We start from the raw sequence: 26,944 nt of genomic DNA, 5'->3' as shown, positions 1-26,944 counted from the left end.
AAAAACCAATGAGCAAGACCATCGTACTCGCCAGCAACAATGCTGGAAAAATCAAAGAATTCAATGCGTTACTCGGTGACATGGGCATTGATGTCAAACCGCAAAGCGAGTTTAACGTCGAAGAAGCGGAAGAAACGGGCTTGAGCTTTATTGAAAACGCCATTTTAAAAGCACGTAACGCTTGTGCTCACACTGGCTTGCCTGCATTGGCCGATGATTCTGGTATTGAAGTGGATTATCTTGACGGTGCACCAGGTATTTACTCTGCTCGTTTTGCCGGAGATCACGGTAATAATGAAGCGAATAACAAGCTATTATTGGAAAAACTAGACGGCGTACATGAACTAGAACGTACTGCTCGCTTCCATTGTGTATTAGCCTATATGCGCCATAAAGACGATCCAACACCACAAGTGTTTCATGGCGTATGGGAAGGCCGTATTTTGACCTCCACAGAAGGCCAAGAAGGTTTTGGTTATGATCCAATATTTTATGTACCGGAATGCGCGTGCAGTGCGGCTAGCCTACCAAAAGAAATAAAGAATCAAATCAGCCACAGAGGGAAAGCCTTAAAACAGCTGCTTGCTGCGTTCCAACAATCCCCTTCTCAGCCAGGTAACCCATTTTGAGTCGTCAATTACCGCCACTAAGTTTGTACATTCACTTACCTTGGTGTGTGCGTAAATGTCCTTATTGCGACTTCAATTCCCATCAAGCAGACCGTTTTGAAGCCAATGGCAAACTGCCAGAAGATGCGTATTTGGCGCAGCTTTTGGCGGATTTAGACGCCGATTTACCTTATGTTGCTGGACGAGAAATCCAAACCGCTTTTATTGGCGGCGGTACGCCAAGCTTGATGAGTGAAGACTTCTATTATCGTTTAATGGATGCGTTGCGAGAAAAGTTGGTTTGGGCAGACAACGCCGAAATCACCATGGAAGCCAATCCAGGAACGTTTGAACAAGAAAAGTTTCGCCACTTTCGTCAGGCTGGCATTAATCGTTTGTCTATCGGCATCCAAAGTTTCCAGCCAAACCTGTTGAAAACCCTAGGAAGAATCCACAACCGCGAAGAAGCGATACACGCTGTGGATAAGTCTAGAGCCGCTGGCTTCGAGAATATCAACCTCGATTTGATGCATGGCTTACCAGATCAAAGCCTAGACATGGCGTTAGAAGACTTGTCCCTTGCCATCGAACTGAACCCTGAACACTTGTCTTGGTACCAACTCACTATCGAGCCAAACACTGAGTTTTATCGTCGTCCACCAACGCTACCTGAAGACAACACCTTATGGGGAATTCAAGACGCAGGACAAGAGCTGTTAACCAAACAGGGTTATGCTCAGTACGAAGTTTCGGCTAATTCAAAAGAGAACTGTCGCGCGGCACACAACCTTAATTATTGGCGTTTCGGCGATTACATAGGAATCGGTGCTGGTGCCCATGGCAAGATCACATTAGTTAATGGTGAAATATTTCGTACACGAAAGACTAGACACCCAAATCACTACCTCAACACACTGCCAGAGGCCTTAATCATCAAAGACGCCATACTGCAAGAAGACCTGCCACTGGAGTTTATGATGAACCGCCTGCGCTTATTTGAAACCTTTGATTTAAAGGATTATGAAGGATTTACCTATCAAAGAGTCCCAAATTCCTTGATAAAAGCCTGCGAAAAGGCGTTACGGCAAGATCTATTGGATAAGACCGAATGGCAAAATCAACGCGTTAAAACCACCGAAAAGGGCAAACTGTTTCTCAATGAATTGCTCGAACTCTTTCTTCCCTAAATGTCTATTTTTACTGGCGTTTTATTGACGATAATTTGACATCTAATCAAATTGATGTACCATTATTGGGTGTTTGAACTAAAAAAGGCCGTCCTTCGATGGCCTTTTTTAGTTTTATCATGATTGAAAATCGCTGACGATGAAGATTTGACGATAAACATGTGCTGCGAACCATTAAGCAGATACAGCAAAAAAGAACATAAGATGTCGTGTTAGGAACAATACGAAAATCTCCGTTCTTTTAAGGTACGGTGGTGAGATTGTGCAAAAAAACTCACTACAGCCTTCATCGACTAAAGATCTACCGTGAATACAGATAAAAAACACTTGGAATATGAAAAGAATATTACTAATTCGGGAGAATGTTTATGAGTAATAAGGTCCCAGACAAAGGTCGGGCAGAGTACAACACCTCGTACAAAGTAGGACAAGACAACATACAGTTTCTTGGTCTAGATGTGCTAAACCCGGTATTCAGTACCAGCGCGGTGTTAATCTTTGCTTTTATTATTGGCAGTATATTATTTCCTGCTGATGCAAGCTCTGTACTATCCGGTGCAAAAAATTGGTCGATTAACAATTTCGATTGGTTTTTCATGGTAGCAGGCAACATTTTTGTGCTTTTCTGTTTGGTTTTGATTGCTTTACCATTAGGTAAAATCCGACTGGGTGGTACAGAAGCAAAAGCAGAGCATTCGACCATATCTTGGTTTTCCATGCTGTTTGCAGCTGGTATGGGTATCGGTCTAATGTTCTGGAGTGTGGCAGAGCCTGTTGCTTATTACACAGGTTGGTACGGAACGCCCCTCGATGCGGTGAAAAATACGCCCGAAGCAAAAGATCTTGCCATGGGCGCAACCATGTTCCATTGGGGCCTTCACCCTTGGGCAATCTACGCGGTAGTCGGTCTGTCTTTAGCTTTCTTTGCGTATAACAAAGGATTACCGCTGACCATACGTTCTGCTTTTTACCCACTATTTGGTGAGAAAGTATGGGGAGTGATTGGTCATGTTATTGATGTTATTGCCGTCATTGCGACTATTTTTGGTCTCGCTACCTCACTCGGGTTTGGTGCGTTGCAAGCCGCTGGGGGGTTACATTTTCTATTCGACATTCCGAATACGCTCACCACGCAAATTCTGGTCATTGTCGGCGTAACCGCTGTAGCGATTATTTCTGTTGCTCGTGGCTTAGAGGGTGGGGTTAAGCTGCTTTCTAGTATCAACATGATTATTGCCGCCGGTTTGGCGATTTTTATCGTTATCGTCGGTCACACTGGCGCTATTTTTATGGCAGTGGGTTCTTACTTTCTCAGCTACGTTGAGAACATTATTCCATTAAGTAACTGGATCGGGCGTGAGGACGAAACCTTTTACCATGGCTGGACTGTGTTTTATTGGGCTTGGTGGATTTCTTGGTCACCTTTTGTCGGTATGTTTATCGCACGTGTCTCTCGTGGTCGTACGGTACGTGAGTTCATCATTGCGGTCTTGTTAGTACCTACCGCTGTGTCCCTTGTGTGGATGGCTATTTTTGGTGGTTCCGCGCTTGAGCAAGTAGAAATGGGCGTTGGCGAACTGGCAAATGGCATTTCTGATTCGTCTTTGGCTATGTTCCAGATGTTTGCTCAGCTACCGTTAACCGGAATCACTTCATTTGTCGGTATTGTATTGGTGTTGATCTTTTTCGTTACCTCATCTGACTCGGGTTCTTTGGTTATTGACGGTATCACAGCAGGCGGTAAAACAGATGCACCTATGATTCAGCGAGTATTCTGGGCAATTCTGGAAGGCATCATTGCCATTGCACTGCTAATTGGCGGTGGCTCTGAAGCATTAGGAGCTATTCAAGCCGCAGCGATCACTATTGGTCTGCCTTTCACTCTACTAATGCTCATTATGTGTGTGAGCCTGTGGAAAGGTTTACACAGTGACATGCATTTGTATAAGTAAGCGTCAATAAAGCACTGTTGTTCTGTCTGTAATGCCGATGATCTAGGTCATCGGCATTGCTTTTTTAGGGTTAATCTTTTAACATCGCGGTCCTCTTAGGGGAGTAATCTTCTTTGCGTTAAACACTTTGGCACTCTATGCCTTGAGAAACGTGAAGATTCTTAGTCAACATAATCGGGCCTCACGCTCGTGGCAAAGAAGTCCTAATCTGACGTAAGTCAGCAGGATTGATGAGACTTAAGACAATAACTTGGCTCAGGTGGGCACAGGTTTATTGTCTTTTGTTTAACTGCCCACCTAGGACTTTTCATATGGAAGCGTTATTCACTTCTACTCTAACCGTTGCTCTAGCTGAAATGGGTGACAAAACTCAACTTCTTGCGTTGTTTCTTGCTACTCGCTTTAACTCTAAAACAGCTATTGTATTTGGTATTCTTATTGCCACTTTACTCAATCATGCACTCTCAGCGTGGCTGGGAGTCGAAGTGGCCAACTGGCTTCCAGATGGCGCACTAAGTTGGGTTGTAGGCATCAGCTTTATTGCCGTCGGATTGTGGTTGCTCATTCCAGATAAGGACGATAGCGAAGACAATAAAATGCTCAAATATGGTGCCTTTGGTGCGACTTTCGTCCTCTTCTTTTTGGCTGAAATTGGCGATAAAACGCAAGTGGCCACCATATTGCTCGGCGCTCATTATGGTAGTGTATGGATGGTATTAATTGGCTCAACCGTAGGCATGATGTTGGCTAATGTGCCTGTCGTATTTGCGGGCAACTGGCTAATGGGCAAAATTAACGCAGACTTAACGCGAAAATTAGCCTGTTTACTTTTTCTTATCATCGGAATTATTACTCTCTTCACGCCGCTACTCCAATAACCGAGACGACAAACAGGACAAATACAATGGATGTCGAATTAACCGAAATACTTGAAGCACTTTGCCAGCACTCGCCCTTTTATGAAATTGCAGACGATCCGCAGCTGAACGATATGGTCCGAGATATTGAAGTGCGATACGCTCGATCCGAAGAGTGGGTTATTGCACCCAGTGCACTTAATAACACCCTTTTCTTTATCCGTAGCGGCGCCGTTGAAGTGCTGAGCAAAGAAGGAAAGTTAATTCGACGCATGAATGAAGGAGAACTGTTTGGCTACTTTTCTCTGTTACGTGGTGGCAAGTCATCACAATCCATGCGCACTATAGAAGACAGTCTTTTATATTGCATCCCCGCTCGCTGGTTTCTAAAACTGTACGAAGAGAATGATAACTTCTCGGACTTTTTCGAGCTTACGCGGGAAGTGCGCCTGCGCACAGCGATGGATGCGCAAAGTTCCGATGTGTCTCTCATGACCTGTCCGGTTATCAGTTTATTAAGGCGACCACCCATCAGTGCAGACATCAGCGCCAGCATTCGTAACGCCGCACAAGTCATGTCTGAGCACAAAGTGTCTAGTTTGTTAATTACGGATCAGGAAGAACTGATTGGCATAGTAACAGACCGAGACTTACGTACCCGCGCCGTTGCTGAAGGTCTTGATTACGATACACCTGTCTCAGACATCATGACACGAAATCCAGTAATAATGGACAGCGGTGACTATGCCTCTGAAGCCGTATTGAAAATGATGGAGCGTAATGTTCACCATATTCCCATTGTGAAAAATGGACGGCCCATTGGCGTCGTAAGCTCGGGTGATCTGATACAAAAGGAAAGCCACGGCAGTATTTATCTCATCAGTGATATTTACAAACAAAGCGACATCGAAGGGTTGCAGGCGATCAGTCGTAAAATGACACATACTTTTACGCAGCTAGTTGTCGCCGATGCCAATACGCAAATGATTGGCAACGCCATGTCCCATATTGGCACCGCTTTTGTGAAGCGACTCTTGCAACTGGCTGAAGAGAAGTTCGGCCCACCGCCAGTGCCTTATTGTTTTATCGCTTTAGGTTCCCAAGCCAGAGAAGAGCAAACCATTAAGACAGACCAAGACAATGCCATTATCTTGAGCAATAAATACAATGAAGAACAGCACGGAGAGTATTTCAAACTGTTGAGCAATTGGGTCTGTAAGAACCTTGATCTGTGTGGCTACGAGCTGTGTCCTGGGGACATAATGGCGTCAAACACCCAGTGGCGTCAGCCGCTACGAGTTTGGAAAGAAAACTTCAGCGGGTGGATTCAGAAGCCCAAAGCCGACGCTTTGCTGCGCTTGTCTATTTTCTTTGATCTACGCGGCGTCTATGGCGACAAAACCCTGGCCGCGCAGCTGAATCAACATATTCGCCGTGAAGCCAAGCAACACTCTGGCTTCTTAACCTTTATGGCGCGCAACGCCAACCAGCGGAAACCGCCACTGGGCTTTTTCCGCCAGTTTGTTCTAGATGGTGAAGGCAAACAATCGCGCACTTTTAATTTAAAAGAAAGAGGCATAGCCCCTATTATTGACATTGTTCGTGTCCACGCACTCGCCTGCGGCAGTAACAGTCTAAATACCTTGGAGCGGATTGAAGACATCGAAGCGGCGGGATTATTGCCCGACGGGCGAGCAAAAGATCTTGCCCTAGCGCTTGAAATGATTGGCATGGTGCGAATTAAAAACCAAAAAGAACAAATCGAAGCCGGCAAAGAGCCGAACAACCACGTAAATCCTGAGAATTTGTCTTCTTTTGAAAAGCGCCATCTGAGAGATGCTTTTGATATAGTATCACGTCAGCAGGAGTTTATTAAATTTCGCTACGCAGGGAAACGCAGCTGATGCCATTGTCCAAAAACAAACAAAACGAAGTGCAAGATTGGCAGGCGATGTTTGCACAGTGGGCATTAGACGCTCCTGAAGGGCCGTTGAAGCGCTATTACGAAGCGGGCATCATCAGTCCTGACACCCCGTTGAAAGACACCCCACTGCTCTCTCTTGACTTAGAGACCACAGGTCTCGATCCGAGCAAAGATGAAATCATCAGCCTGGGGTTAATCCCTTTGAACCACAAAACCATTCGCTGCAATGGCGCCAAATATTGGATCGCTAAACCTGTCTGCTCACTCAACGCAGAATCGGTCACTATCCATGAAATCACACACACAGAATTGGCTCAGGCACCGCGCTTACATGCCATATTAGATGACATATTAGGCGCATTAGCGGGACAGGTTGTCGTCGTGCATTGCGTTTCTATAGAGCGCCAGTTTCTCTTAGAAGCCGCATTAAAAATTTATGGCTTTCCGCTGTATTTCCCTGTGCTGGATACCATGGATATTGAACGTCAAGTGACCTTTAAACCCTGGTGGAAGCGCTTTGGAAGACCGCTTTCGCTACGTTTAGACGCGTGTCGTCAACGATATGGACTGCCCCGTTATAAGGCGCACCACGCACTGACTGACGCGTTGTCTTCAGCCGAGCTACTGCAAGCGCAAATTGCTTATCATATGGACCCAGACGCGAATATTTCTGCATACTGGGTATAGTGGCTCAATCAAAGGCGTTCTAAATAAACCGCTGTCTAATTGATTTCTACGATAGAAGGACAGCTTTCACGGATAATAAGGTCCGTGTCTAAAATGACATCTTTGGCTTCCCGAAGTCCTAAAAAGACTTCTGCGGCAATACGCCCTTTCTCCACGGTTTGCTGATGAATCGTGGTAATGGAAGGGTGGAAATTCGCACTCTCTGCAATACCATCAAACCCCACCACATGCAGATCTTCTGGCACTCTCAGCCCCATATGTAAGGCCGCTTGCACTGCGGCAATCGCAATACAATCACTCATGCACAACAAGAGCGTCGGTCGATTTGACATGCTCAGTGCTTCACGGGCCGCTTGATAAGCTTGCTTATGGTTGTTTTCAGGAATATTCCAAATGTATTCAGACGTAATGGCGACATTGTGCTCTTCAAGTGCTTGAAAATAACCATACAAGCGTTGAATAGAAATCGACGCAGCACGGTCAAATAGTTCATCTTCGCGTATCCGGCACACTCGATCGGTCGCCAATAAACTTAAGCCTAAAATAGCAACAGCCTCCGGCTTATGTTGCAAAGCATGACAAGCCACTCGATAGGCGCCACTGTGATTTTCTACGTTAACTGAGGTGGTTCCCGGTATAAAACTGTCTACCGTAATGATGTTTTTATTTGGCATCAGCCAAGGAGCGTTAATGCATTGTTGTGGCTTATGACCATAAACAATAAAACCGTCGACCATAGAAGACTGCATGCGACTCTGGGCATCTTGTTCAACTTGATCAGAGGACAGCAACAACATGTTGTATTCGTTCACTTCAAATACTTCCGCCATGCCTTTTAAAAACTGATTGGCAACGGGGTCTGTTAGGCTGTAGCTCAAATCATCGGATAATACGATACCTACGATGCCCGTTCGACCCGTACGTAAGCTACGAGCGGCGGCGTTAGGGCCAAAATAGCCCATCTTTTCACATTCACTGAGAATGTTTTCACGCAAACTGGCCGATAACTGATCGGGGCGGTTAAACGCATTAGAAATGGTGGCAGTGGAAACACCTAAGCGCTCTGCGACGTCTTTTAAAGTCAGTTTTTTTATGTTTTTTGTCATACCAACCTACTTATTACTCAAATAAAGCAGAGAAAAACAAGCCGATTTACGCAGAACGCAAACCGGCTTATCTAAGGCTCAATTCGTACTTTACGCCACGACCTAATACGCTCGCGCGTTAAGACAAGGTCGCGTAGAACGCTTGATACGCAGGTAACGTCAGTGTCTTACCTTCTAGGGTTGAGGTAAATCCATGACCATCAAGCACAGATACCGTACCGTTCAGCGTGGCGGATTGTGACGTGTTCGTCATATTGATCACCACCAATACACGCTCACCTTGGTATTCACGCACCAAGCCAATTAGTTGCCCATTGCCCAGATCGCATTGTGATAGCTCGCCATTTACTAGAGCAGGCTGCTTTTGACGCCAATGAATCAACTGACGCACTTTATGCAATAACGCGTCTGGGTTAGCTTCTTGAACCGCAACACTCAACGGCAAATGTTTCGCATCAACCGGTAACCAAGGCTCCACTGTTGAGAAACCACCTAAGGCAGAATCATCCCACACCATGGGCGTACGGCAACCATCACGGCCCTTGAAGACAGGCCATAAAGGAATGCCATAGGGGTCTTGAATGCGCTCAAACGGCACTTCAGCTTCAGGCAAACCTAGCTCTTCACCTTGATATAGGCAAACACTGCCACGCAGCGATAAAATCAAGGCTAAAGCAATCAATGGGTAGGCTTCGGCGTCTTCTTCAGCGCCCCAACGTGTACGTGAACGAACCACATCATGATTTGACAGCGCCCAACATGGCCAACCATCACCCACAATTTCTTGCATATTTTTTAGCACATCACGGATGTAATCTGGTGAGTGAGGCGTGTTTAGAAAATCAAACGTATACGCCATGTGCAACTTATCGCCACCTGAGGTGTATTCCGCCATACGTTTTAATGGGAAGTCATCGCCAATTTCACCCACCGCCGTTGTGCCTGGATATTCATCCATCATGGCACGCATGTCTTTTAAAAAATCTAAGTTCTCAGGACGACTCAAATCATAAACATGACGTTGGTAAGTATAAGGGTTATCGTGGGGCGCTCCCATGGTCTTAGGTTCACCAGCAGGTACAGGCGGATTGTCTTCTAAGCCTTCACTGTGGAAGTAGAAGTTCACTGTATCCAAACGGAAACCATCGACACCCAAATCCAGCCAGAAGCGCATGTTGTCTAAATGTGCCTGGCGAACTTCTGGGTTATGGAAATTGAAATCCGGCTGAGACTCTAGGAAGTTGTGCAGATAATACTGCAAACGACGACTGTCCCATTTCCATGCGCTACCACCAAAAATGGACAACCAATTATTCGGCGGAGAACCATCTGGCTTAGGATCAGCCCATACATACCAATCCGCTTTGGGATTGGTCTTATCTTGGCGGCTTTCTTCAAACCAAGGATGCACATCCGCAGAATGACTGATGACCTGGTCAATCATCACTTTCAAGCCCAACTCATGAGACCGAGCCACCAATGCTTTAAAATCCTCTAAAGAACCAAACATAGGATCAATGTCACGGTAATCAGACACGTCATAACCAAAGTCTTTCATGGGTGACATAAAAATAGGCGAAAGCCAAATACCATCCACACCCAACGAGGCTACATAGTCGAGCTTGCTGGTAATACCGGCTAAGTCACCGACACCATCACCACTCGCATCCATAAAACTGCGTGGGTAAATTTGATAAATAATCCCACCTTTCCACCAATTCAGATTGGTTGTCATCAAGACTCTCCAAAACAAATAAAACACAAGGCAACACCAAGGTGTTGCCTTATCTTAGTAATCGATCAATATTACGCTTTACGCGTATAAGATTGCTCATTTTCATCAAATAAATGCATTTTCTCTGGCGTTGCAGACAAATGAACAGTATCCCCACGTTTTGTATTTAGGGTACCAATCTGTTTAGCAATCACCATGTCGTCGCAACCAGGCACTTGAACATACAACAAGGTCGCCTCACCTAACGCTTCCACAAAAGCGACTTCACCGGATAAAAAGGCTTTATCCTGAGAATCTACAACGATCATATCTTCAGGTCGAATACCAAAGAACGCGGATTTTGACTGCTGACTCTCCTCGGTACGAATAGGCGTTTCCACTGTCACTGTTGAAGACAAAGCGACTCGAGTATTATCACCCGCTTGATCAATCTGACACGGTACAATATTCATCGCAGGCGAACCGATAAATTTCGCCACAAACACGTTATCTGGATGCTCGTACAAGTCCAGTGGTGAGCCAACTTGCTCAATATGACCCGCAGATAAAAGAACAATACGGTCCGCAAGAGTCATTGCTTCAACCTGATCGTGGGTAACGTAAATCATGGTTGAATCGGGCATGCTGTCTTTAAGGTTAGCAATCTCCATCCGTGTCGCCACACGCAACGCCGCATCCAAGTTAGACAAAGGCTCATCAAACAGAAACACTTTAGGGCGTCGAACGATCGCACGACCAATCGCAACACGCTGACGCTGGCCACCTGACAAGGCTTTTGGCAAACGATCTAAATACGGTGTTAATTGCAGCATGTCCGCCGCTTTACGCACTTGCTTGTCGATGTCTTCTTTACTTTCTTTGGCAATCTGTAAACTGAATGCCATGTTGTCATAAACCGTCATGTGTGGGTACAAAGCGTAGCTTTGAAACACCATAGCGATACCACGCAATGCAGGTGGAATATCGTTCACAACATGCCCATCAATTTCCAAGGTGCCTGCTGAAATATCTTCCAAGCCAGATATCATGCGCAATAAAGTCGATTTGCCACAACCAGACGGCCCAACAAAGACAATAAACTCGCCTTTTTTAATATCTAGGTTTATGTCTTTTAATACTTCTACTTTGTTCGAGTAGATTTTCTTAACATGGGTTAACTTAACATCTGCCATGATTTAATTGCCTCAATCTAAAAAGTTACCTTGAGTGAGGAGCCAAGCTCAACCCACTCGCTTAGGTGATGTTATTTTACAGAGCCTGCCAACAAACCGCGCACAAGAAAACGCTGCAGGCTAAAGAAGACACACAAAGGTACAATAATGGTAATAAAAGCTGACGCGGTCAGAATTTCCCAGTTACCACCACGAGAACCCAGTAGTTCACGTAGCTGACCTGTCAACACCAACTGATCAGCGTTATTTCCAAGAAATACCATGGCAATCAACAAATCGTTCCATACCCAAAGAAATTGGAAAATAGCGAACGATGCAAGCGCTGGAAACGACAGTGGCAAAACAATTTTGCGGAAAATATCAAAGTCGGACGCACCATCGACCCGAGCTGATTCAATAATTTCTCTTGGCAAACCGGCAATGTAGTTACGCAGCAGATAGATGGCCAGCGGCAAACCAAAGCCAGTATGAGCCAACCAGATACCTACGTATGTTTTAGAACCTACACCAAAAAAATCACCAATTAAATTGTAACTTTTCAATAACGGAATCAATGACATTTGTAGCGGTACTACCAGCAAACCTACCACCGCTGCCACCAGCAAAGCACGACCAGGGAAGCGCATCCAAGCCAAGGCATAAGCGGCAAAAGCGGCCACCAAGATAGGGATGATGGTGGCAGGAATCGTTACCGTCAAAGAGTTCAAAAACGACTTGCCCAAACCTTCCGTACCCAAAACTTCACGATAGTTGTCTAAGGTAAAACGAGGCGGAACCTCTGCTGAATAAAAAATACGCTGACCACGTGACCCTTTCCACTCTGTCGGAGAAGAAAACTCGTAATCGCCATTTTCCATGACTTGCAGAGTCTGATCATTTCTTAGTGCCGCTACCGACCCTGCGGTAAAGGCCGCGGGCTCTAACGAACTAAAGCCGAAAAAAGTAACCGCACCAGGAGCGCCTTCAAAAAGATTTCCCTGAATAACGAATTTATCGCCCACTTGTATCTGCTTACTAGGGTCATTGGCTCGAGTCACGAGTTGCTGTTCAGAAGTGGATAACGCTGTCCACCAGCCAGACACAGACAATTGATCCTTATCACGGATAGACGAAATAAATAGACCTGCCGTCGGTATCGTCCAGATAACCACTAAAAACAACACAGTCGCATGAACTAGATAGGTTAACAGTGACCGTTTAGAAGATGTAATCATGATTAACGGCCCTCCATTTCTGCGTTTGCACGCTTAATATTCCAAATCATAATTGGGATAACCAATACCATGATAACAATCGCCACTACAGCACCACGACCAAAGTCACCGCCACCACGGAACATCCAGTCAAACATCTGGTTCGCCAATACCTGAGTGTTCCATTGGCCGTTGGTCATGGCCAATACAATGTCAAATACTTTTAATACTAGGATGGTAATGGTCGTCCATACGACGGCGATCGTTCCCCAAATCTGAGGTACCATAATTTTAAAGAAAATTTGCAAACCGTTCGCGCCATCCAATACCGCTGCCTCAATGGTCTCATCTGGTATACCGCGTAACGCAGCAGACAGAATCACCATGGCAAACCCAGTTTGAATCCACACTAAAATGATCATCAAAAAGAAATTATTCCAAAAAGGAATCGTAATCCAGTTCTGTGGCTCTCCACCAAAAAACACCACGACCGCGTTTAAAAGGCCAATTTGCGTGTCACCACTGCGGAAGTCATAGATGAACTTCCATATAACCGATGCACCAATGAAAGAAATGGCCATTGGCATGAAAATCAAACTTTTTGCAATATTGCCCCACCAAATTCGATCGGTCATGGTCGCAATAACCAGTCCTAAAAAGGTCGCAGCCGTTGGTACGAAAACAAGCCACAGCATATTGTTGCGGAACGATTCAAAAAATTCATCACTACCAAAAAGCCATACATAGTTAGACAAACCAACGAACTCTTCACCGCTACGGTCAAAGAAAGACAGTCGAATAGAGTCGAGTACGGGGTAAAAAAGGTAAAACGTCAACAACAAAACAGCGGGGCCCAAGAACAACCAAGGACGGATACGATTAGCAATCCGTAAATTGCTAGCCACTTGTTGTGCAGGACGGTTTTTCGTCGGGAATATTTTATCCAATAGCATGTTTGAACCGTAAAAATACACGGCACACCCTAATACCCCTAAGAACATGGTCACTAACGCAGAAGCGAGCTGGCCCATAGAATCTCCAAAAAATACATCTAGCGCATAAATGACTGTGAAAGCCATTTGCATAGGTAACTCAAAAAAAGGGTGCCTAGGTAAAACGCCCTAGACACCCAAACACATTACTTCAAAGCATCCCAAGTTTTCTGGATATCAGCAGCGACTTCTTTAGCGTCTTTACCGCCTGTGAAGTCGACCATACCTGTCCAGAATGAACCTGCCCCAATTTTGCCTGGCATCAAATCAGATCCGTCAAAACGGAACGTGGTAGCGTAGCGCAAAATCTCACCTTGTTTTTTCGCAGCATCACTTGAATAAAGCTCAGGGTTAGCTCCTAGATGCGCTGATAAAAAGCCGGTTTGAGCCATCCACAATTCGTGAGCAATAGGAGAACGAATGAAGTCGATAAAAGCACGAGCACCTTTAGAATCATTAGTAATACTCATTAGGGTACCGGCCCCTAATACTGGATTACCTAACTCTTTTGACTCATAAGAAGGGAAGTAGAAGAAGTCTGCATCCAACCCTAGCTGAGTGCCTTCAGGGAAGAACGCAGGAATGAAAGATGCTTGACGGTGCAAATAACATTTAGGAGGTGACTGGAACATGCCTTTTGGGCTATCGCGGAAATCAGTAGAAGACACCGCACCCGCACCACCATCTACATAAGCGTCGTTGCGTGCAAACCAACCAAACTCTTCAATAGCACCGACAATTCGCGGGTCATCGAATTTGATCTCGTTGGTCACCCAGCCATCATAAACAGACGCAGGTTGAGTACGAAGTAACAAATCTTCTACCCAATCTGTCGCTGGCCAGCCAGTTGCGGCACCGGAACCTAAACCGATACACCAAGGTGTTCCACCATCCGCGACAATTTGCTTGGTCAGAGCTTTCAATTCCTCCATAGACTCTGGAACATCGTAGCCAGCATCAGCAAAGTTATCAGGAGAGTACCAAACGAGAGATTTCAAGTCGGCACGGTAAAAAACACCGTAGAAGTCGTCTTTGCCTTCACGGTTTTTAAACGTTGCCAAATCGACCCAAGACTGGCCCGCTGCGTAATCTTCCGCCACCGCTTTTTTAACCGTATCGCTCAATGGAGTGATAAAGCCTTTTGCCGCTAAATCTGCGGCTAAGCCCGGCTGAGGAAAAACAGACACGTTTGGTGCACTACCGGCTTGCGCATCAATAACGACTTGCTGTTCAAAAGAATCTGAGCCTGCGTAATTTACTTTTGCCCCTGTGGCTTCTTCAAAGTATGCAATAACACGCTCAAAGTTGGTTTTTTCGTCGCCCATCCAAGGACCGAAAACAGACACGGTTTCACCGGACAATTTAACGGATTTTAGAGCTTCATAGCTGCTCCAATTAAAACGAGAATCTTCTCCGGGGGTAAACATGAGGTCTGCCGAGTGGGCAGCGTTGGCAGACAGCGTTAAGGCAACCGCTATAGACAATAGAGATTTTTTCATCATTGCTCCTTACAGGCCCACTTGGAAATCCCAGCGTGCCATTGTTTTTATTATCGTAGGTCGAAACAAGGTTATCTTGTCTTCTATAAGCATTAAGAAGAAAATTGATTATTCATAAAGAAAACCTGTGCTTCAAGGGGTCCCAGCCCTTAATATTGACTTAATTGCTTCTCTAAATTTAGTAGATAGCTGCGTAAATGCGACCTTTTTTTCCCTTTAATATGTGATCAAAATATCACCAAAATAAAATTGAATAACCATTTCAACAAGTTACCTTCTCATTTTGGGTGTTTTTTTGACCATGCTTTGTCATCTTTTTTTGCACATTTAACACAAAAAAAACGTGCCGAAGCACGCTTTTAAAAGTAACCAATTTAACGCTGTTTTACCGAACCGACTCGGTCGACTTACTCAATTTACGTGATTTAAGTCGCTTAGAAGCGGTTTAGTTGCGCTTCTGCTTCAGTAAGCGTTGGCAAGGAAGGGTAAGCCCCTAATTTAGTAACAGAATCGGCACCACACGCCGCAGCAAAACGCACAATATCCACTAATTGTTGTTCTGATAATGCTGCTAAAGAGGCGCGATCTCCGCCCTGCTCCGCTAATTTGTACAATAACCCTCCAACAAACGCATCCCCGGCAGCGGTGGTGTCCTTCACCGTGACTTTTGGCGTGATTACCTCACCTTCACCATGAGCAGATGTGTAAAAACGAATAGGGTTCGCGCCATCCGTTAACACAAACAAGGTCACTCCCGCCGCTAACGACGCTTTAATCAAAGCAAAAGGATCCACCGCCAATACGGCCAACTCTTCCAAACTGGCTTTCACTACATCGCCGCTTTGCATCCAGTCGATCACTCGCTGGGCATCGACTTCCCCGTTGGGCCACAGGTTAATGCGCAAATTCACATCGATACTGACAATCCACTGGGCAGCGCGAGCCATGCTGACACCCGCCAAAGTGGCTTTCGTAATCTCTGGATCGGTTAAGGTATTAGAGCAAGTATGAAAAACGCCTTTACCCTGTGCGAACCAAGCCGCATCAAAATCGGACGCTTTAAACAAGATGTCTGCAGAAGGACTGCGGTAAAATTCAAAGCTACGCTCGCCAGTATGGTCTAGGCTAACGAAAGCTAACGCAGTCTTAGCTTCTTTTGTCATCAACATATTGCCTGTGTTCACACCATAGCTGTCCAATGATGTCTTTAAAAAGTGGCCAAAGGCATCGTCTCCCACTTGACCTACAAAGTGACTGTTTCCTCCTAGTCGAGCCACCGCTACCGCCACGTTAGCCGGTGCGCCACCTGGAAACTTAGTAAAGGATTCAAGCTCTCCCGCTTGAGTTGCCCCATTAGAGAGAAAATCGATCAAGGCTTCGCCGAACGCCATTACTTGTGCTGTCATTACTGTGTACCTTTTCTTTTAAATCACGGATGAGAATAAACCTGTCTAAAAAGTATGCGGGTAGGAATAAATTAAATCAATTTAATTTATTTAAAACGTCCTGAGCGACAATTGCATTGGATAATTGGTTCAATGGCACTTTCTTGCTAGACTCAAAGACAAGTAAACGCCGTTGAATCCTAACAAAACACCCACTTTTACTGAGCAAAAGAATGACAAAAGCAAAATGCCTCTATGTGGTTGACGATGATGATGACATTCGCACACTGCTTAAAACTTACCTTGAAAAACACCAATTTAGGGTATTAACCGCCGAATCAGGCGAAGCTTTTCTCGCCAATTTTCGAGCTGATCAAGATGTCGATCTAGTTATCCTAGATATCATGCTGCCGGGCCAAGATGGCTTTTCCGTATGCCGTGCTTTGCGTGCTCAATCTCAGGTGCCGGTCATCATGTTGACGGCCAACTCCGACGAAATGGATCGTATTATCGGCCTTGAGATTGGAGCGGATGATTATCTAGCAAAACCCTTTAATCCTCGCGAACTTTTGGCGCGGATTAAAGCCATTTTACGTCGTATGGAACACAGTGAAATCGTTGAAATCGCCCCCGTTTCGCATCGCTTTTATCGTTTTGCCCAGTTCACCTTGGACACCTTATCTCGAGAATTGCAGTTCAACGGGGAAAAAGAGCCCTTATCCGGCGCCGATTACAACTTGCTCATGCTGTTTTTAACCCACCCAGGTGCCGTGTTAACACGTGAACTCATCGCAGAAAACACGCGTGGCCGAGACAGCGCCCCTCTTGATCGCTTTATCGATGTGCACGTAAGCCGCCTACGTCAGCGCCTGAGAGAGGACGCTCGCCATCCACAACTCATCAAGACCGTGCGCGGACAAGGGTATATTCTTACGGCGAGCGTAGAAGTCGCCAACGTGGAACCCATTAGCAATGCCCAGTAGCAACATAGCGCAAAGTAAGAGTTCACGCTTCAAGCGGTGGTCGCAGTCACTGACAGGGCAAATTCTCATCATCATGGCATTGGGTGTGGCCAGCGCCCAGTTTATTAGCTCCACCATTTGGCTACGTCAGCTGGAATCAGACACGGAAGAAAACGTGCGTGAAGTATCAAAACACATGGCCTTTCGAATCGCCGCGACCGTAAGCTACTTTAAGTCTTTGCCGACTAATTATCGTCATATTGTGATTGACCAACTGCAAGACATGGGGGGAACGCGATTTTTCGTCACGCTTAACAAAGAAGAAATTCGCATCAATGCCATCCCGGATTCACCGCTTAAAGACATAGTCAAAAACGAAGTACAAGCCACTTTAATGAGACAGTTAGGCATATCAAACGCCAAAATTGCGTTCTCAAGCCCAAGTGATCTGCACGTCATTAATAATCAAACTCGACTGGTCGATTTACCTGAACGCTGGGGTCATCACAGTTTATTGGTGAAGCCACTTACCCCACCCATCATAGTGATTCAAATTCCCATCAACGATAAAGACTGGCTATATCTTGCGAGCCTGATGCCAGATCCTTACTTTTTAGACGGTGCCTCGGCACTCAGCGCCGATCGACTATTTTCTATGGCCATGTCGGTCATTACCGTATTATTGCTGAGCATTATTATCCTGCGGCGCGTGACTCGCCCTCTCGCTACGTTAGCCAGAGCGGCTGAACGGTTTGGTCAGGGTGACTGGAAGCCTATGGAAGAAGTAGGCAGCGTGGAGGTACGCAACACAGCGAAAGCCTTCAACGATATGCAACGCCGAATTCAACGCTACCTGAACGACAGAGAACGACTGTTTGCGTCCATCTCTCACGATTTAAAAACCCCTATCACCCGGTTGCGATTGCGCGCCGAAATGCTGGATGAAGACGATGTTCGTGACGCCATGGTGCGCGATCTAGAAGATCTAGATATGTTGGTAAAAGGGGCACTACAGAGCGTAAAAGAAACCGATATTCATGAAAATCGCATCGATGTGAACATTTCAAGAATGCTCAAAGATATGCAATCAGCGGCCAATCTTCACGACACAAAACTCACTGTTGTCGGAGAATTAACGCACCCTTTTATTGGTAAACCTCTAGCGATAAAGCGCTGTTTAGGCAACCTCATTGACAATGCTTTGTATTATGGAAAAACGGCCACTGTGTTCATCGAAGATGATGAAGACGAAGTGTGCATCCGTATTTGTGACCAAGGTCCTGGCATTCCTACAGACAAAATGGACAAGGTTTTTCAACCCTACACTCGCCTCACTCCCGACCATTCTGGCCACCCTGGTGGAATGGGGTTAGGCTTAAGCATTGCCCGCAATATTGCGCGCGCCCATGGTGGTGAAGTCACCTTAAGCAACCATGTAGATCAAGGTTTAGAAGCCAAGCTTTGGCTCCCAAGACACTGAATCACAACCTCAAACCTACCCCATGCAAGACTTTGTTACATTAGGTTGCTCTACTTTACCCCTAATAGACGCAACCTTTGCTAGATTTACTAACTCGGATGTTTGCTTAAGCTAATTTTTAGTGAGCAACGCGAGACAAAAACGCAAAATCAAAACATTTTATGAGTTTGATTAGACGATATAACAATAACAAAGGTTACTATCATGAAAAAAATTGCTTTCGGTTTAACCACAGTGGCTCTTTCTCTAGCGGCTGCAACCGCGCAGGCTGGCGAAGTTGAAGTTTTGCATTGGTGGACATCAGGTGGCGAAGCCGCTGCGATCAATGTGCTTAAAGAAGAAATGGTCGGCGCTGGCCATACTTGGAAAGACTTTGCTGTTGCAGGTGGTGGCGGTGAATCCGCAATGACCGTTCTGAAATCTCGTGCTATTTCTGGTAATCCTCCTTCTGCTGCTCAAATCAAAGGCCCCACCATTCAAGAATGGGGCGATCTAGGCTTTCTAACGAACTTAAATGATGTGGCTGTGGCTGGTGAGTGGGATGTCATCCTTCCTCAAGTTGTTAGCGATGTTATGAAATACGACGGCAATTATGTTGCAGCGCCTGTTAACGTTCACCGTGTAAACTGGATGTGGGCAAACCCTGAAGTATTCCGTAAGTCTGGCGCATCGATTCCAACAACTTGGGATCAATTCATCGTTGAAGCGAAAAAAATCAAAGCGGCAGGATTTACCCCGCTTGCTCACGGTGGTCAAGCTTGGCAAGACGCCACACTATTTGAAGCCATTGCTCTATCTAAAGGCTCTCAGTTTTATAGCAGCGCCTTCATTGGTATGTCCGATAAAGCGCTACGCAGCCAAGACATGGTTGACGTGTTTGACACTTTTAAACAAATGCGCGAATTCGTAGACCCAGGTTTCTCTGGCCGCGACTGGAACATTGCTACCTCTATGGTCATCAATGGCGATGCCGCTATGCAAATCATGGGCGATTGGGCTAAAGGTGAGTTCACTGCAGCGGGCAAAAAAGCCGGTGTAGATTACGTTTGTTATCCAGCTCCTGGTACCAGTGGTGCCTTTACTTTTAACATTGACTCTCTAGCCATGTTTAAAGTGAGTGGCGCGGAAAAACAAGCGGCGCAAAAAGATTTAGCACGCTTGATTCTTGAGCCTAAGTTCCAAGAAACCTTCAACTTGAACAAAGGGTCTATTCCAACACGTTTGAATATGCCTCGAGATCAGTTTGATTCTTGTGCACACGCGTCAATGGATGCTTTCCTAGCAAGCTCAACAACCGGTAGCTTGGTGCCAAGTATGGCGCACGGTATGGCGGTCAACTCTATGGTTCAAGGTGCCATCTTTGACGTCGTGACTAACTTCTTCAATGATGAGTCCATGACATCTCAAGAAGCCGTAGACAAACTGGCTCGTGCTGTAAAAGCAAGTATGTAAGATCCTTTGCGGACCTTCGGGTCCGCAATAAGCATACGAGGCTGACCCTCAGTCAGCCTCTTCGTTTTCCCCTGTAGTGAAGTATCAATTATGAATACTAAAGCCGCCAATTCTGGGTCAGGACAGACTCAGTCAGGACGTCCTGCGCGCCGAAGCTTGGCCGACTGGATGCCAAAAATTGTTATGGCCCCAACGATGATCATCACCTTGGTGTGCATCTACGGCTATATGATCTGGACAGCGGTGCTGTCTTTCACTGGCTCTCGTATGTTGCCCTCGTATAACTTTGTCGGTTTCGAGCAATACGAGCGTCTATTCAATAACGATCGCTGGATAGTGGCACTGACCAATTTGGGTGTGTTTGGCGGTTTGTTTATCGCTATTTGTTTGTTCCTTGGCGTGACATTAGCCGTTTTTCTGGATCAAAAAATTCGCGCCGAAGGGGCGATTCGTACCATTTATCTTTATCCTATGGCGATCTCTTTCATCGTCACAGGTACGGCCTGGAAGTGGCTGTTAAACCCGACCAACGGCCTTGAAAAAATGATGGTCGACTTTGGTTTCGTCAATTTCAAATTTGACTGGCTGATTAACCCTGACATGGTCGTCTATTGTTTGGTTATCGCCGCTGTGTGGCAAGCGTCCGGCTTTGTCATGGCACTTTTCCTTGCGGGTCTACGTGGCGTCGACGGTGACCTTATCAAAGCCGCTCATCTTGATGGTGCGAGCACTTTCACAACCTATCGTCGTATTATTTTGCCATCGCTTAAACCCGTATTTTTTAGTGCTCTGGTCATTCTATCGCACATTGCCATTAAGAGTTTTGACTTGGTTGCCGCGCTTACCAATGGTGGGCCTGGGTATTCTTCTGACTTGCCTGCGAACTTCATGTACACCTACACCTTTACCCGTAGCCAAATTGGCTTAGGTTCCGCTTCTGCAATGGTGATGTTGGGATGTGTGTTGGCGATATTGGTTCCTTATTTGTATTCCGAATTGCGAGGTGAACGCCATGCATAATCAAGCAATAGGTCGTAAAACGTCTGCGATGGACAAAGTATGGCGCGTCGCCTTGTATGCTGTACTGCTCATCGCGGCAGCCTTCTACTTAATGCCCTTTTTGGTCATGTTGATCACCTCGTTAAAAGATGTGGAGGAGATTCGTACAGGTAATTTATTATCTTTACCTGCTTCATTGAATTTCGATTCTTGGTCAAAAGCTTGGTCGAGTGCCTGTACAGGAAGTAGCTGTGAAGGTATATCGCCTTTCTTTATGAACTCTTTCTTGATCGTTATCCCTGCGGTACTGATCTCCACCTTGCTGGGCGCCATCAATGGCTACGTTATTTCTTTATGGAAGTTTCGTGGTAGCGATTTGTTTTTTGCCGCTCTGCTTGTGGGTTGCTTTATTCCTTTCCAAGTTATCCTATTGCCTATGGCGCAAACCTTAGGCTGGCTTGGTATTGCGAACACCACATCTGGACTCGTTTTCGTCCACGTTGTTTATGGCGTAGCGTTTACGACCTTGTTCTTCCGTAACTTCTACCAATCTATTCCAGGAGAACTCGTGAAAGCGGCGCGTCTTGACGGTGCTGGCTTCTTTACGATTTTTTATCGGATTATCTTACCCGTATCCACTCCGATTATTGTGGTCACCATCATTTGGCAATTCACCCAAATTTGGAACGACTTCTTGTTCGGCGTCGCCTTCTCTGGTTTTGATACTCAACCCGTGACTGTGGCACTTAACAACTTAGTTAACACCAGCTTTGGCGGTAAAGAATATAACGTCGACATGGCAGCAGCCATCATCGCCGCCTTACCCACACTGGCAGTATATGTGTTCGCTGGTAAATACTTCGTCCGCGGCTTAACCGCTGGTGCAGTCAAAGGCTAATGGCGTTTTAAAGAATCTACTCACTCATGCTTTTACACTACACCTCATGAGTGATCTAAAAAATTTGGAGTAATAACATGGCAAATCTCGTTATTGATAATGTAAAAAAGCGCTACGGCACAACAGAAATACTCAAAGGCATCAACATCTCAATCAAAGCCGGTGAGTTTTTGATCTTGGTCGGGCCGTCTGGTTGCGGTAAATCTACTTTAATGAACTCTATCGCCGGATTAGAGGATGTATCTGAAGGTCGTATTCTAATTGCAGACAAAGACGTCACCTACACCAGTCCAAAAGACCGTGACATCGCGATGGTGTTCCAGTCTTATGCGCTTTACCCAAATATGACCGTTGAGAAGAACATCTCTTTTGGTTTAGAAATGCGTAAAGTGCCAAAAGAAGAAAGAGAGGTCGAGGTTCAACGTGTGGCGGAGTTGTTACAAATCAGCCATTTGCTAGACCGTAAGCCCGCGCAGTTATCCGGTGGTCAACGTCAACGTGTGGCCATGGGGCGCGCCCTTGCTCGTCGCCCTCAGCTTTACTTGTTTGATGAGCCGCTGTCTAACTTAGACGCCAAGCTACGAGTAGAAATGCGCACCGAGATCAAGAAACTGCACAAAAAACTGGGCACCACGATTGTTTATGTGACTCACGATCAGATCGAAGCCATGACCCTAGCGGATCGTATCGCCGTAATGAAAGACGGTGAAGTCCAGCAGTTAGGAACGCCACAAGAGATCTACGACAACCCAGCCAACTTATTTGTGGCCGGTTTTATGGGATCCCCTGCGATGAACTTCATTCCGACAAAAGTCATTGAGCAAAACGGTATCCCCATGTTGGAACTGGCCACCAGCACCACAGTGGCTTTGCCGTTCCCACGTCCTGACGCCCTAAAAGACCATATTGGCAAAACGATCCTACTTGGCTTACGCCCAGAAATGATCACAGAGCCACAGCCCCATAAAGAAGGACAGCCTTTCGTGACCACAACGGACGTCGAAGTGGAAGTGACAGAACCCATGGGCGCTGACACCATGATTCTGACTCGTGTTAACGACGCCGAAATCAACTGTCGATCTAACCCCATGTACGATGCGGAACCTGGCGCCATCATTAAGATGATGTTTGATACCGCCAAAGCCGTTGCCTTTGATAAAGAATCCGGTCGACGCCTCGATCTTTAATGATTTAGCTTTATCGCAATTTCGCTCTTGAAAGCACGCCTGTTATAGAAGATAACCTCCTATGACAGGCTTTTTTTTGTCGTTTAAAAAAAAGAAGAATCGCTTTCTCTTTCTAGAGATGGCCGACATGTCACCTAAATGCGTTACCAATACTGCACAAATGGTCAATAAAACGACATTCGTTCTCGAACTTGTCACAAATATGAGATACATTTTCATAACCGTTGGCAAAATACGCATAACACTCAGCGGCTTGATCATTAGGAATTCATCGAACGCCGACTCATATCATGTAAGGAACGAACCCATGAAATCGACAAAACGCTTTTTTTCTCACCTTGCCATTGTAGGGGTGGCGTTAACCATCACCGCCTGCTCTGTCATGGGACCCGAAAAAGCCACTTGGCAAGAAGACAAAGAATACCGTGTCACCATTTTGCACACCAATGACCATCACGGTCGTTTTTGGCAAAACAACAATGGCGAATACGGCATGGCTGCCCGTAAAACCCTCATCGATAACTTACGAGAAGAGGTTATATTGAATAACGGCCATTCTTTATTGTTGTCTGGTGGCGACATCAACACAGGCGTACCAGAATCGGACTTGCAAGACGCTGAGCCCGACTTTCGTGGTATGAATATGCTGAAATACGATGCCATGGCGGTCGGTAATCACGAATTTGATAACCCGCTTTCGGTCTTAAGAAAACAGCAAGAATGGGCAGGATTTCCTTTCCTTTCAGCAAATATATTCGACGCTAATACGGGCGAACGCTTATTTGATGCCTACAAGATCTTCCAAATTGACGACGTAAAAGTGGCTGTGGTTGGCTTCACCACCGATGACACCATTAAACAAGGCAACCCTGAAATCATCAAAGACATCTCGATAAAATCACCCATCGAAGTAGCTAAGACACTCATCCCTGAACTGCGCAAAAAAGCTGACCTCGTCATTGCTGTTACTCACATGGGGCACTATGAAGACGGCAACTACGGCGGTAATGCGCCTGGTGATGTCACCTTGGCGAGAACGGTACCTGGCATAGACGTCATTGTTGGCGGCCATTCGCAAAACCCGCTCATGCAGCCCGATGAGCAAAACGGCACCCTGATTCTTCAGGCGCACGAATGGGGTAAATACGTCGGTCGATTAGACTTTGTCTATAAAAATGGCGCCATCGTATCCTCTGAATACCAGCTGATTCCGGTTAACTTGAAAAAGAAAATCACCAATGCCGAAGGCAAGTCAGAGCGCGTCTTTATTGAACAAGAAATCCCGCAAGACCCAGCCATGCTTGCTTTGCTCACCCCTTTCCAAGAAAAAGGACAGCAAGGCCTAAACATTGAAATTGGCTACTCTAATGTGGATTTTATCGGTGAGCGTAACCAAGTGCGTAGCGAAGAAACCAATCTAGGGAACCTCATTGCAGCCGCTATGAGAAGCAAGGTCAATGCCGATATTGGTATAATGAATTCAGGAGGCATACGTGACAGCCTAGAAAAAGGCATTGTGACTTACAAAAGTGCTTTAAAAGTACAGCCCTTTGGTAATATGGTGTCTTTTGTGGATTTCACCGCAGATGAACTGTCGGATTATCTATCCGTCATCGCTGCGAAGCAAGCTGGAACAGGAGCCTTTGCGCAATTCAGTGGCGTTGCGTTAACGCTGCAAGACGGCAAAGCCACTAACATCTTGGTCAATGGTCAGGCTCTACAGGCCAACCAAACCTACCGAATTGCGGTAAACAATTACACCGCATCGGGTGGCGATGGTTATCCTAAAATCACTAATCATCCAAACTACGTCAATTCTGGGTACGTGGATGCAGATGTTCTCGTAGAATACATTCAACGTAACTCTCCCCTCGAAGAAGCTAAATTTGCACCAACAGGCGCTGTGAAACGTTAATTTGCGTTAATGACATCGCATTGAGTGAATCGCATGTAGTGAAAAGCCCCAATAGACAATCGTCTATTGGGGCTTTCTTGTAACCTGCACAAAAATGCAAAAAAATAGGTATGTCAGAAGGCTGGGCGCATTATTTAGCGCGTGTAAGTTAATGTCCAAGTCAGTGGTTTAGGGATCTTGTCCGATTCAAGCGTCGTCGTATAGCGCATTTCATTTTCACTAACGATCTGCCACACATTGGTTCTTGTGCCTCGATCAGACGCCAAGATCGTTGAAATACGATTCTCTGTTTTCTCCAAACTGCCCATGATCAAGCGCCCATCATCACTCATCATTTCGGTCTTGTTCGCGTTTAACGCCAGCTCACCAGGAGGATTATCATCGCATTGCCACAAAAACTGGGTGGCATCCGTTGCTAATAACCAGGTGTTGCAAATTTGCGTCTCTTTTTCTAATACAGGCCGTGCTAAGGCGCGAATAAAAAAGTTAATTTCTTTCACTACGTCTTCCACAGCGGCATCTAATTTGGCCTGGGTGTTGTCTGCGTCCTGTAACGTCCAAGCCCCCTCTAGGCTCAACGCCTGTACACCAGAACTCAACAAAACGCTTAACACCCCAACCCCGATCAATTTTTTCACCTTGCTTCTCCTTATTGTTATTGTTTGAAGCCTTTTCACGATATCCAACGCGACGTGGTCGTGCCAAGGTGGTTTGATGATCGCAAAGAATGTACAGCTTGTGAGGCGCAAAAACGCGCACAATAACTGACATTTAGCGCCAATGCCGTCACGATAACGACCTCACACCCAGTAAACAGAAGGCAAGACACAGAGAAAAAAATAGGCAAAAAAAATCCAGCTAACGCTGGATTTTCGAATTCAATGGTAAAAGCCGAATGTTACCCGCTCTTATGTATTAGCTCTATTTATCAAACAACGCCGCGCGCTGTGCTTCCATGATTTCAGCGATACCTTTACGTGCCACCGCTAACATGCCCATCATGTGCTCATCGCTAAAGGCTTCGCCTTCCGCTGTGCCTTGGATCTCAATGAAGCCACCTTTGTCGTTCATGATGACGTTCATGTCCGTTTCAGCGTTCGAATCTTCTGGGTAGTCCAAATCCAACACAGGAACACCTTTGTAAACGCCTACAGAAATCGCTGCAATTTGCGATACAATTGGATTTGCTTTGATTTTTTTGTTCTCAACCAAGACGCGCATTGCATCCGCCAACGCAACAAAACCACCCGTGATAGACGCAGTACGAGTACCGCCATCGGCTTGAATCACATCACAATCAATCGTGATGGTATTCTCACCCAATTTTTTAAGATCCACTGCCGCGCGCAAAGAACGACCAATCAAACGCTGAATCTCCACCGTACGGCCACCTTGCTTACCTCGTGCTGCTTCACGATCCATACGGCTATGGGTAGAGCGTGGCAACATGCCATATTCTGCTGTTATCCAACCTTGGCCCTTACCTTTCAAGAAACGCGGCACGCCACTGACCACTGTCGCGGTACAAATAACCTTAGTATCACCGCATTCAATCAATACTGAACCTTCAGCATGCTTGGTAAAATGGCGAGTGATTTTAAGGGGACGTAATTGATCTGCTTCTCTTCCGCTTGGACGCATACTTGCTCTCTCTGTCTATTAACCATCATAAAGCCGCAATTATAATGATCTTAGATAAAATTGCGCCCCCTCCCTGCGAAACTCTCAGCGATAGGTTACACTGACGCCTTTGT

General features: G+C 45.9%; 22 protein-coding genes. 13 read left to right on the top strand and 9 right to left on the bottom strand.

All coding sequences use genetic code 11. From position 1 onward, the window contains the following. Positions 1–8 precede the first annotated feature (8 nt). The 6 genes from rdgB (at position 9) to EBI00_RS07795 (ending at position 7,215) form a co-directional block, all read left to right on the top strand. The gene (gene rdgB, locus EBI00_RS07820) at positions 9–629 is read left to right on the top strand and encodes an RdgB/HAM1 family non-canonical purine NTP pyrophosphatase (RefSeq protein ID WP_123095352.1); all 621 of its coding nucleotides are present in this window, start codon (positions 9–11) and stop codon (positions 627–629) included. Further along, positions 626–1,795 carry a radical SAM family heme chaperone HemW gene (hemW, locus tag EBI00_RS07815; RefSeq protein WP_123095351.1) on the top strand — a complete coding sequence of 390 codons (1,170 nt, stop codon included), beginning with the start codon at positions 626–628 and terminating at the stop codon, positions 1,793–1,795. Before rdgB ends, hemW begins: the two co-directional genes overlap by 4 nt. Before the next feature lie 368 nt (positions 1,796–2,163). Then, a complete protein-coding gene (locus tag EBI00_RS07810) occupies positions 2,164–3,747 on the top strand; it encodes a BCCT family transporter (RefSeq protein ID WP_123095350.1) in 1,584 nt (527 codons plus the stop codon). Positions 3,748–4,058: 311 nt separating this feature from the next. After that, positions 4,059–4,625, top strand: coding sequence for a TMEM165/GDT1 family protein (locus EBI00_RS07805; protein WP_123095349.1), 567 nt, complete (start codon positions 4,059–4,061; stop codon positions 4,623–4,625). A 26-nt stretch (positions 4,626–4,651) separates the two neighbouring features. Beyond that, complete coding sequence (locus EBI00_RS07800) at positions 4,652–6,508, top strand: DUF294 nucleotidyltransferase-like domain-containing protein (protein WP_123095348.1); 1,857 nt, start codon at positions 4,652–4,654, stop codon at positions 6,506–6,508. Further along, positions 6,508–7,215, top strand: coding sequence for a 3'-5' exonuclease (locus EBI00_RS07795; protein ID WP_123095347.1), 708 nt, complete (start codon positions 6,508–6,510; stop codon positions 7,213–7,215). The genes EBI00_RS07800 and EBI00_RS07795 overlap by 1 nt, the downstream gene beginning before the upstream one ends. Positions 7,216–7,250: 35 nt before the next feature. Here EBI00_RS07795 and EBI00_RS07790 read toward each other — a convergent pair whose 3' ends face one another. From EBI00_RS07790 to EBI00_RS07760, 7 genes are all read right to left on the bottom strand, one after another. Beyond that, on the bottom strand, positions 7,251–8,321 hold the full coding sequence (locus EBI00_RS07790; protein WP_123095346.1) for a LacI family DNA-binding transcriptional regulator: 1,071 nt from the start codon (positions 8,319–8,321) through the stop codon (positions 7,251–7,253). Positions 8,322–8,439: 118 nt separating this feature from the next. Continuing rightward, complete coding sequence (locus EBI00_RS07785; RefSeq protein WP_123095345.1) at positions 8,440–10,056, bottom strand: alpha-glucosidase; 1,617 nt, start codon at positions 10,054–10,056, stop codon at positions 8,440–8,442. 71 nt (positions 10,057–10,127) lie between these two features. Next, positions 10,128–11,228 (bottom strand): ABC transporter ATP-binding protein, encoded by a 1,101-nt coding sequence (locus EBI00_RS07780; RefSeq protein ID WP_123095344.1) that lies wholly within the window; start codon positions 11,226–11,228, stop codon positions 10,128–10,130. A gap of 71 nt (positions 11,229–11,299) precedes the next feature. Then, positions 11,300–12,442 carry a carbohydrate ABC transporter permease gene (locus EBI00_RS07775; RefSeq protein WP_123095343.1) on the bottom strand — a complete coding sequence of 381 codons (1,143 nt, stop codon included), beginning with the start codon at positions 12,440–12,442 and terminating at the stop codon, positions 11,300–11,302. Between the two features lie 2 nt (positions 12,443–12,444). Next, entirely contained in the window at positions 12,445–13,452 is a 1,008-nt protein-coding gene (locus tag EBI00_RS07770) for a carbohydrate ABC transporter permease (RefSeq protein WP_123095412.1), read from the bottom strand. A 107-nt stretch (positions 13,453–13,559) separates the two neighbouring features. After that, positions 13,560–14,912: an ABC transporter substrate-binding protein gene (locus tag EBI00_RS07765; RefSeq protein ID WP_123095342.1), complete on the bottom strand. Its 1,353-nt coding sequence runs from the start codon at positions 14,910–14,912 to the stop codon at positions 13,560–13,562. 434 nt (positions 14,913–15,346) lie between these two features. Further along, a complete protein-coding gene (locus EBI00_RS07760) occupies positions 15,347–16,318 on the bottom strand; it encodes a carbohydrate kinase family protein (RefSeq protein ID WP_123095341.1) in 972 nt (323 codons plus the stop codon). A gap of 212 nt (positions 16,319–16,530) precedes the next feature. Between EBI00_RS07760 and EBI00_RS07755 the strand changes: the two genes are divergently transcribed. The 7 genes from EBI00_RS07755 to ushA all read left to right on the top strand — a co-directional run bounded on the left by EBI00_RS07755 (position 16,531) and on the right by ushA (position 25,190). Continuing rightward, the gene (locus EBI00_RS07755; RefSeq protein ID WP_123095340.1) at positions 16,531–17,280 is read left to right on the top strand and encodes a response regulator; all 750 of its coding nucleotides are present in this window, start codon (positions 16,531–16,533) and stop codon (positions 17,278–17,280) included. After that, a complete protein-coding gene (locus tag EBI00_RS07750; protein WP_123095339.1) occupies positions 17,270–18,739 on the top strand; it encodes an ATP-binding protein in 1,470 nt (489 codons plus the stop codon). Before EBI00_RS07755 ends, EBI00_RS07750 begins: the two co-directional genes overlap by 11 nt. A gap of 204 nt (positions 18,740–18,943) precedes the next feature. Then, a complete protein-coding gene (locus EBI00_RS07745) occupies positions 18,944–20,191 on the top strand; it encodes an ABC transporter substrate-binding protein (RefSeq protein WP_123095338.1) in 1,248 nt (415 codons plus the stop codon). A 90-nt stretch (positions 20,192–20,281) separates the two neighbouring features. Then, positions 20,282–21,211 (top strand): carbohydrate ABC transporter permease, encoded by a 930-nt coding sequence (locus EBI00_RS07740; RefSeq protein ID WP_123095337.1) that lies wholly within the window; start codon positions 20,282–20,284, stop codon positions 21,209–21,211. After that, complete coding sequence (locus EBI00_RS07735) at positions 21,204–22,088, top strand: carbohydrate ABC transporter permease (RefSeq protein ID WP_123095336.1); 885 nt, start codon at positions 21,204–21,206, stop codon at positions 22,086–22,088. The genes EBI00_RS07740 and EBI00_RS07735 overlap by 8 nt, the downstream gene beginning before the upstream one ends. 77 nt (positions 22,089–22,165) lie before the next feature. Then, the gene (locus EBI00_RS07730) at positions 22,166–23,275 is read left to right on the top strand and encodes an ABC transporter ATP-binding protein (RefSeq protein ID WP_123095335.1); all 1,110 of its coding nucleotides are present in this window, start codon (positions 22,166–22,168) and stop codon (positions 23,273–23,275) included. Positions 23,276–23,582: 307 nt separating this feature from the next. Next, complete coding sequence (gene ushA / locus EBI00_RS07725; protein ID WP_123095334.1) at positions 23,583–25,190, top strand: bifunctional UDP-sugar hydrolase/5'-nucleotidase UshA; 1,608 nt, start codon at positions 23,583–23,585, stop codon at positions 25,188–25,190. A 134-nt stretch (positions 25,191–25,324) separates the two neighbouring features. Here the strand turns inward: ushA and EBI00_RS07720 are convergent, their stop codons facing one another. Both EBI00_RS07720 and rph read right to left on the bottom strand, forming a co-directional pair. Further along, on the bottom strand, positions 25,325–25,828 hold the full coding sequence (locus EBI00_RS07720) for a hypothetical protein (protein WP_123095333.1): 504 nt from the start codon (positions 25,826–25,828) through the stop codon (positions 25,325–25,327). Between the two features lie 283 nt (positions 25,829–26,111). Then, the gene (gene rph, locus EBI00_RS07715) at positions 26,112–26,831 is read right to left on the bottom strand and encodes a ribonuclease PH (protein WP_123095332.1); all 720 of its coding nucleotides are present in this window, start codon (positions 26,829–26,831) and stop codon (positions 26,112–26,114) included. Positions 26,832–26,944: the final 113 nt, after the last annotated feature.

Source organism: Marinomonas hwangdonensis (assembly GCF_003721245.1).
In the GTDB taxonomy this organism is placed as follows: Bacteria; Pseudomonadota; Gammaproteobacteria; order Pseudomonadales; family Marinomonadaceae; genus Marinomonas; species Marinomonas hwangdonensis.
This window is presented reverse-complemented; position numbering and strand designations above follow the sequence as displayed.

Coding starts and splice junctions, on each gene's coding strand:
- rdgB (WP_123095352.1), top strand. CDS start 9: ATGAGCAAGACCATCGTACTCGCCAGCAACAATGCTGGAAAAATCAAA.
- EBI00_RS07810 (WP_123095350.1), top strand. CDS start 2,164: ATGAGTAATAAGGTCCCAGACAAAGGTCGGGCAGAGTACAACACCTCG.
- EBI00_RS07805 (WP_123095349.1), top strand. CDS start 4,059: ATGGAAGCGTTATTCACTTCTACTCTAACCGTTGCTCTAGCTGAAATG.
- EBI00_RS07800 (WP_123095348.1), top strand. CDS start 4,652: ATGGATGTCGAATTAACCGAAATACTTGAAGCACTTTGCCAGCACTCG.
- EBI00_RS07795 (WP_123095347.1), top strand. CDS start 6,508: ATGCCATTGTCCAAAAACAAACAAAACGAAGTGCAAGATTGGCAGGCG.
- EBI00_RS07790 (WP_123095346.1), bottom strand. CDS start 8,321: ATGACAAAAAACATAAAAAAACTGACTTTAAAAGACGTCGCAGAGCGC.
- EBI00_RS07785 (WP_123095345.1), bottom strand. CDS start 10,056: ATGACAACCAATCTGAATTGGTGGAAAGGTGGGATTATTTATCAAATT.
- EBI00_RS07780 (WP_123095344.1), bottom strand. CDS start 11,228: ATGGCAGATGTTAAGTTAACCCATGTTAAGAAAATCTACTCGAACAAA.
- EBI00_RS07775 (WP_123095343.1), bottom strand. CDS start 12,442: ATGATTACATCTTCTAAACGGTCACTGTTAACCTATCTAGTTCATGCG.
- EBI00_RS07770 (WP_123095412.1), bottom strand. CDS start 13,452: ATGGGCCAGCTCGCTTCTGCGTTAGTGACCATGTTCTTAGGGGTATTA.
- EBI00_RS07765 (WP_123095342.1), bottom strand. CDS start 14,912: ATGAAAAAATCTCTATTGTCTATAGCGGTTGCCTTAACGCTGTCTGCC.
- EBI00_RS07760 (WP_123095341.1), bottom strand. CDS start 16,318: ATGACAGCACAAGTAATGGCGTTCGGCGAAGCCTTGATCGATTTTCTC.
- EBI00_RS07755 (WP_123095340.1), top strand. CDS start 16,531: ATGACAAAAGCAAAATGCCTCTATGTGGTTGACGATGATGATGACATT.
- EBI00_RS07750 (WP_123095339.1), top strand. CDS start 17,270: ATGCCCAGTAGCAACATAGCGCAAAGTAAGAGTTCACGCTTCAAGCGG.
- EBI00_RS07745 (WP_123095338.1), top strand. CDS start 18,944: ATGAAAAAAATTGCTTTCGGTTTAACCACAGTGGCTCTTTCTCTAGCG.
- EBI00_RS07740 (WP_123095337.1), top strand. CDS start 20,282: ATGAATACTAAAGCCGCCAATTCTGGGTCAGGACAGACTCAGTCAGGA.
- EBI00_RS07735 (WP_123095336.1), top strand. CDS start 21,204: ATGCATAATCAAGCAATAGGTCGTAAAACGTCTGCGATGGACAAAGTA.
- EBI00_RS07730 (WP_123095335.1), top strand. CDS start 22,166: ATGGCAAATCTCGTTATTGATAATGTAAAAAAGCGCTACGGCACAACA.
- ushA (WP_123095334.1), top strand. CDS start 23,583: ATGAAATCGACAAAACGCTTTTTTTCTCACCTTGCCATTGTAGGGGTG.
- rph (WP_123095332.1), bottom strand. CDS start 26,831: ATGCGTCCAAGCGGAAGAGAAGCAGATCAATTACGTCCCCTTAAAATC.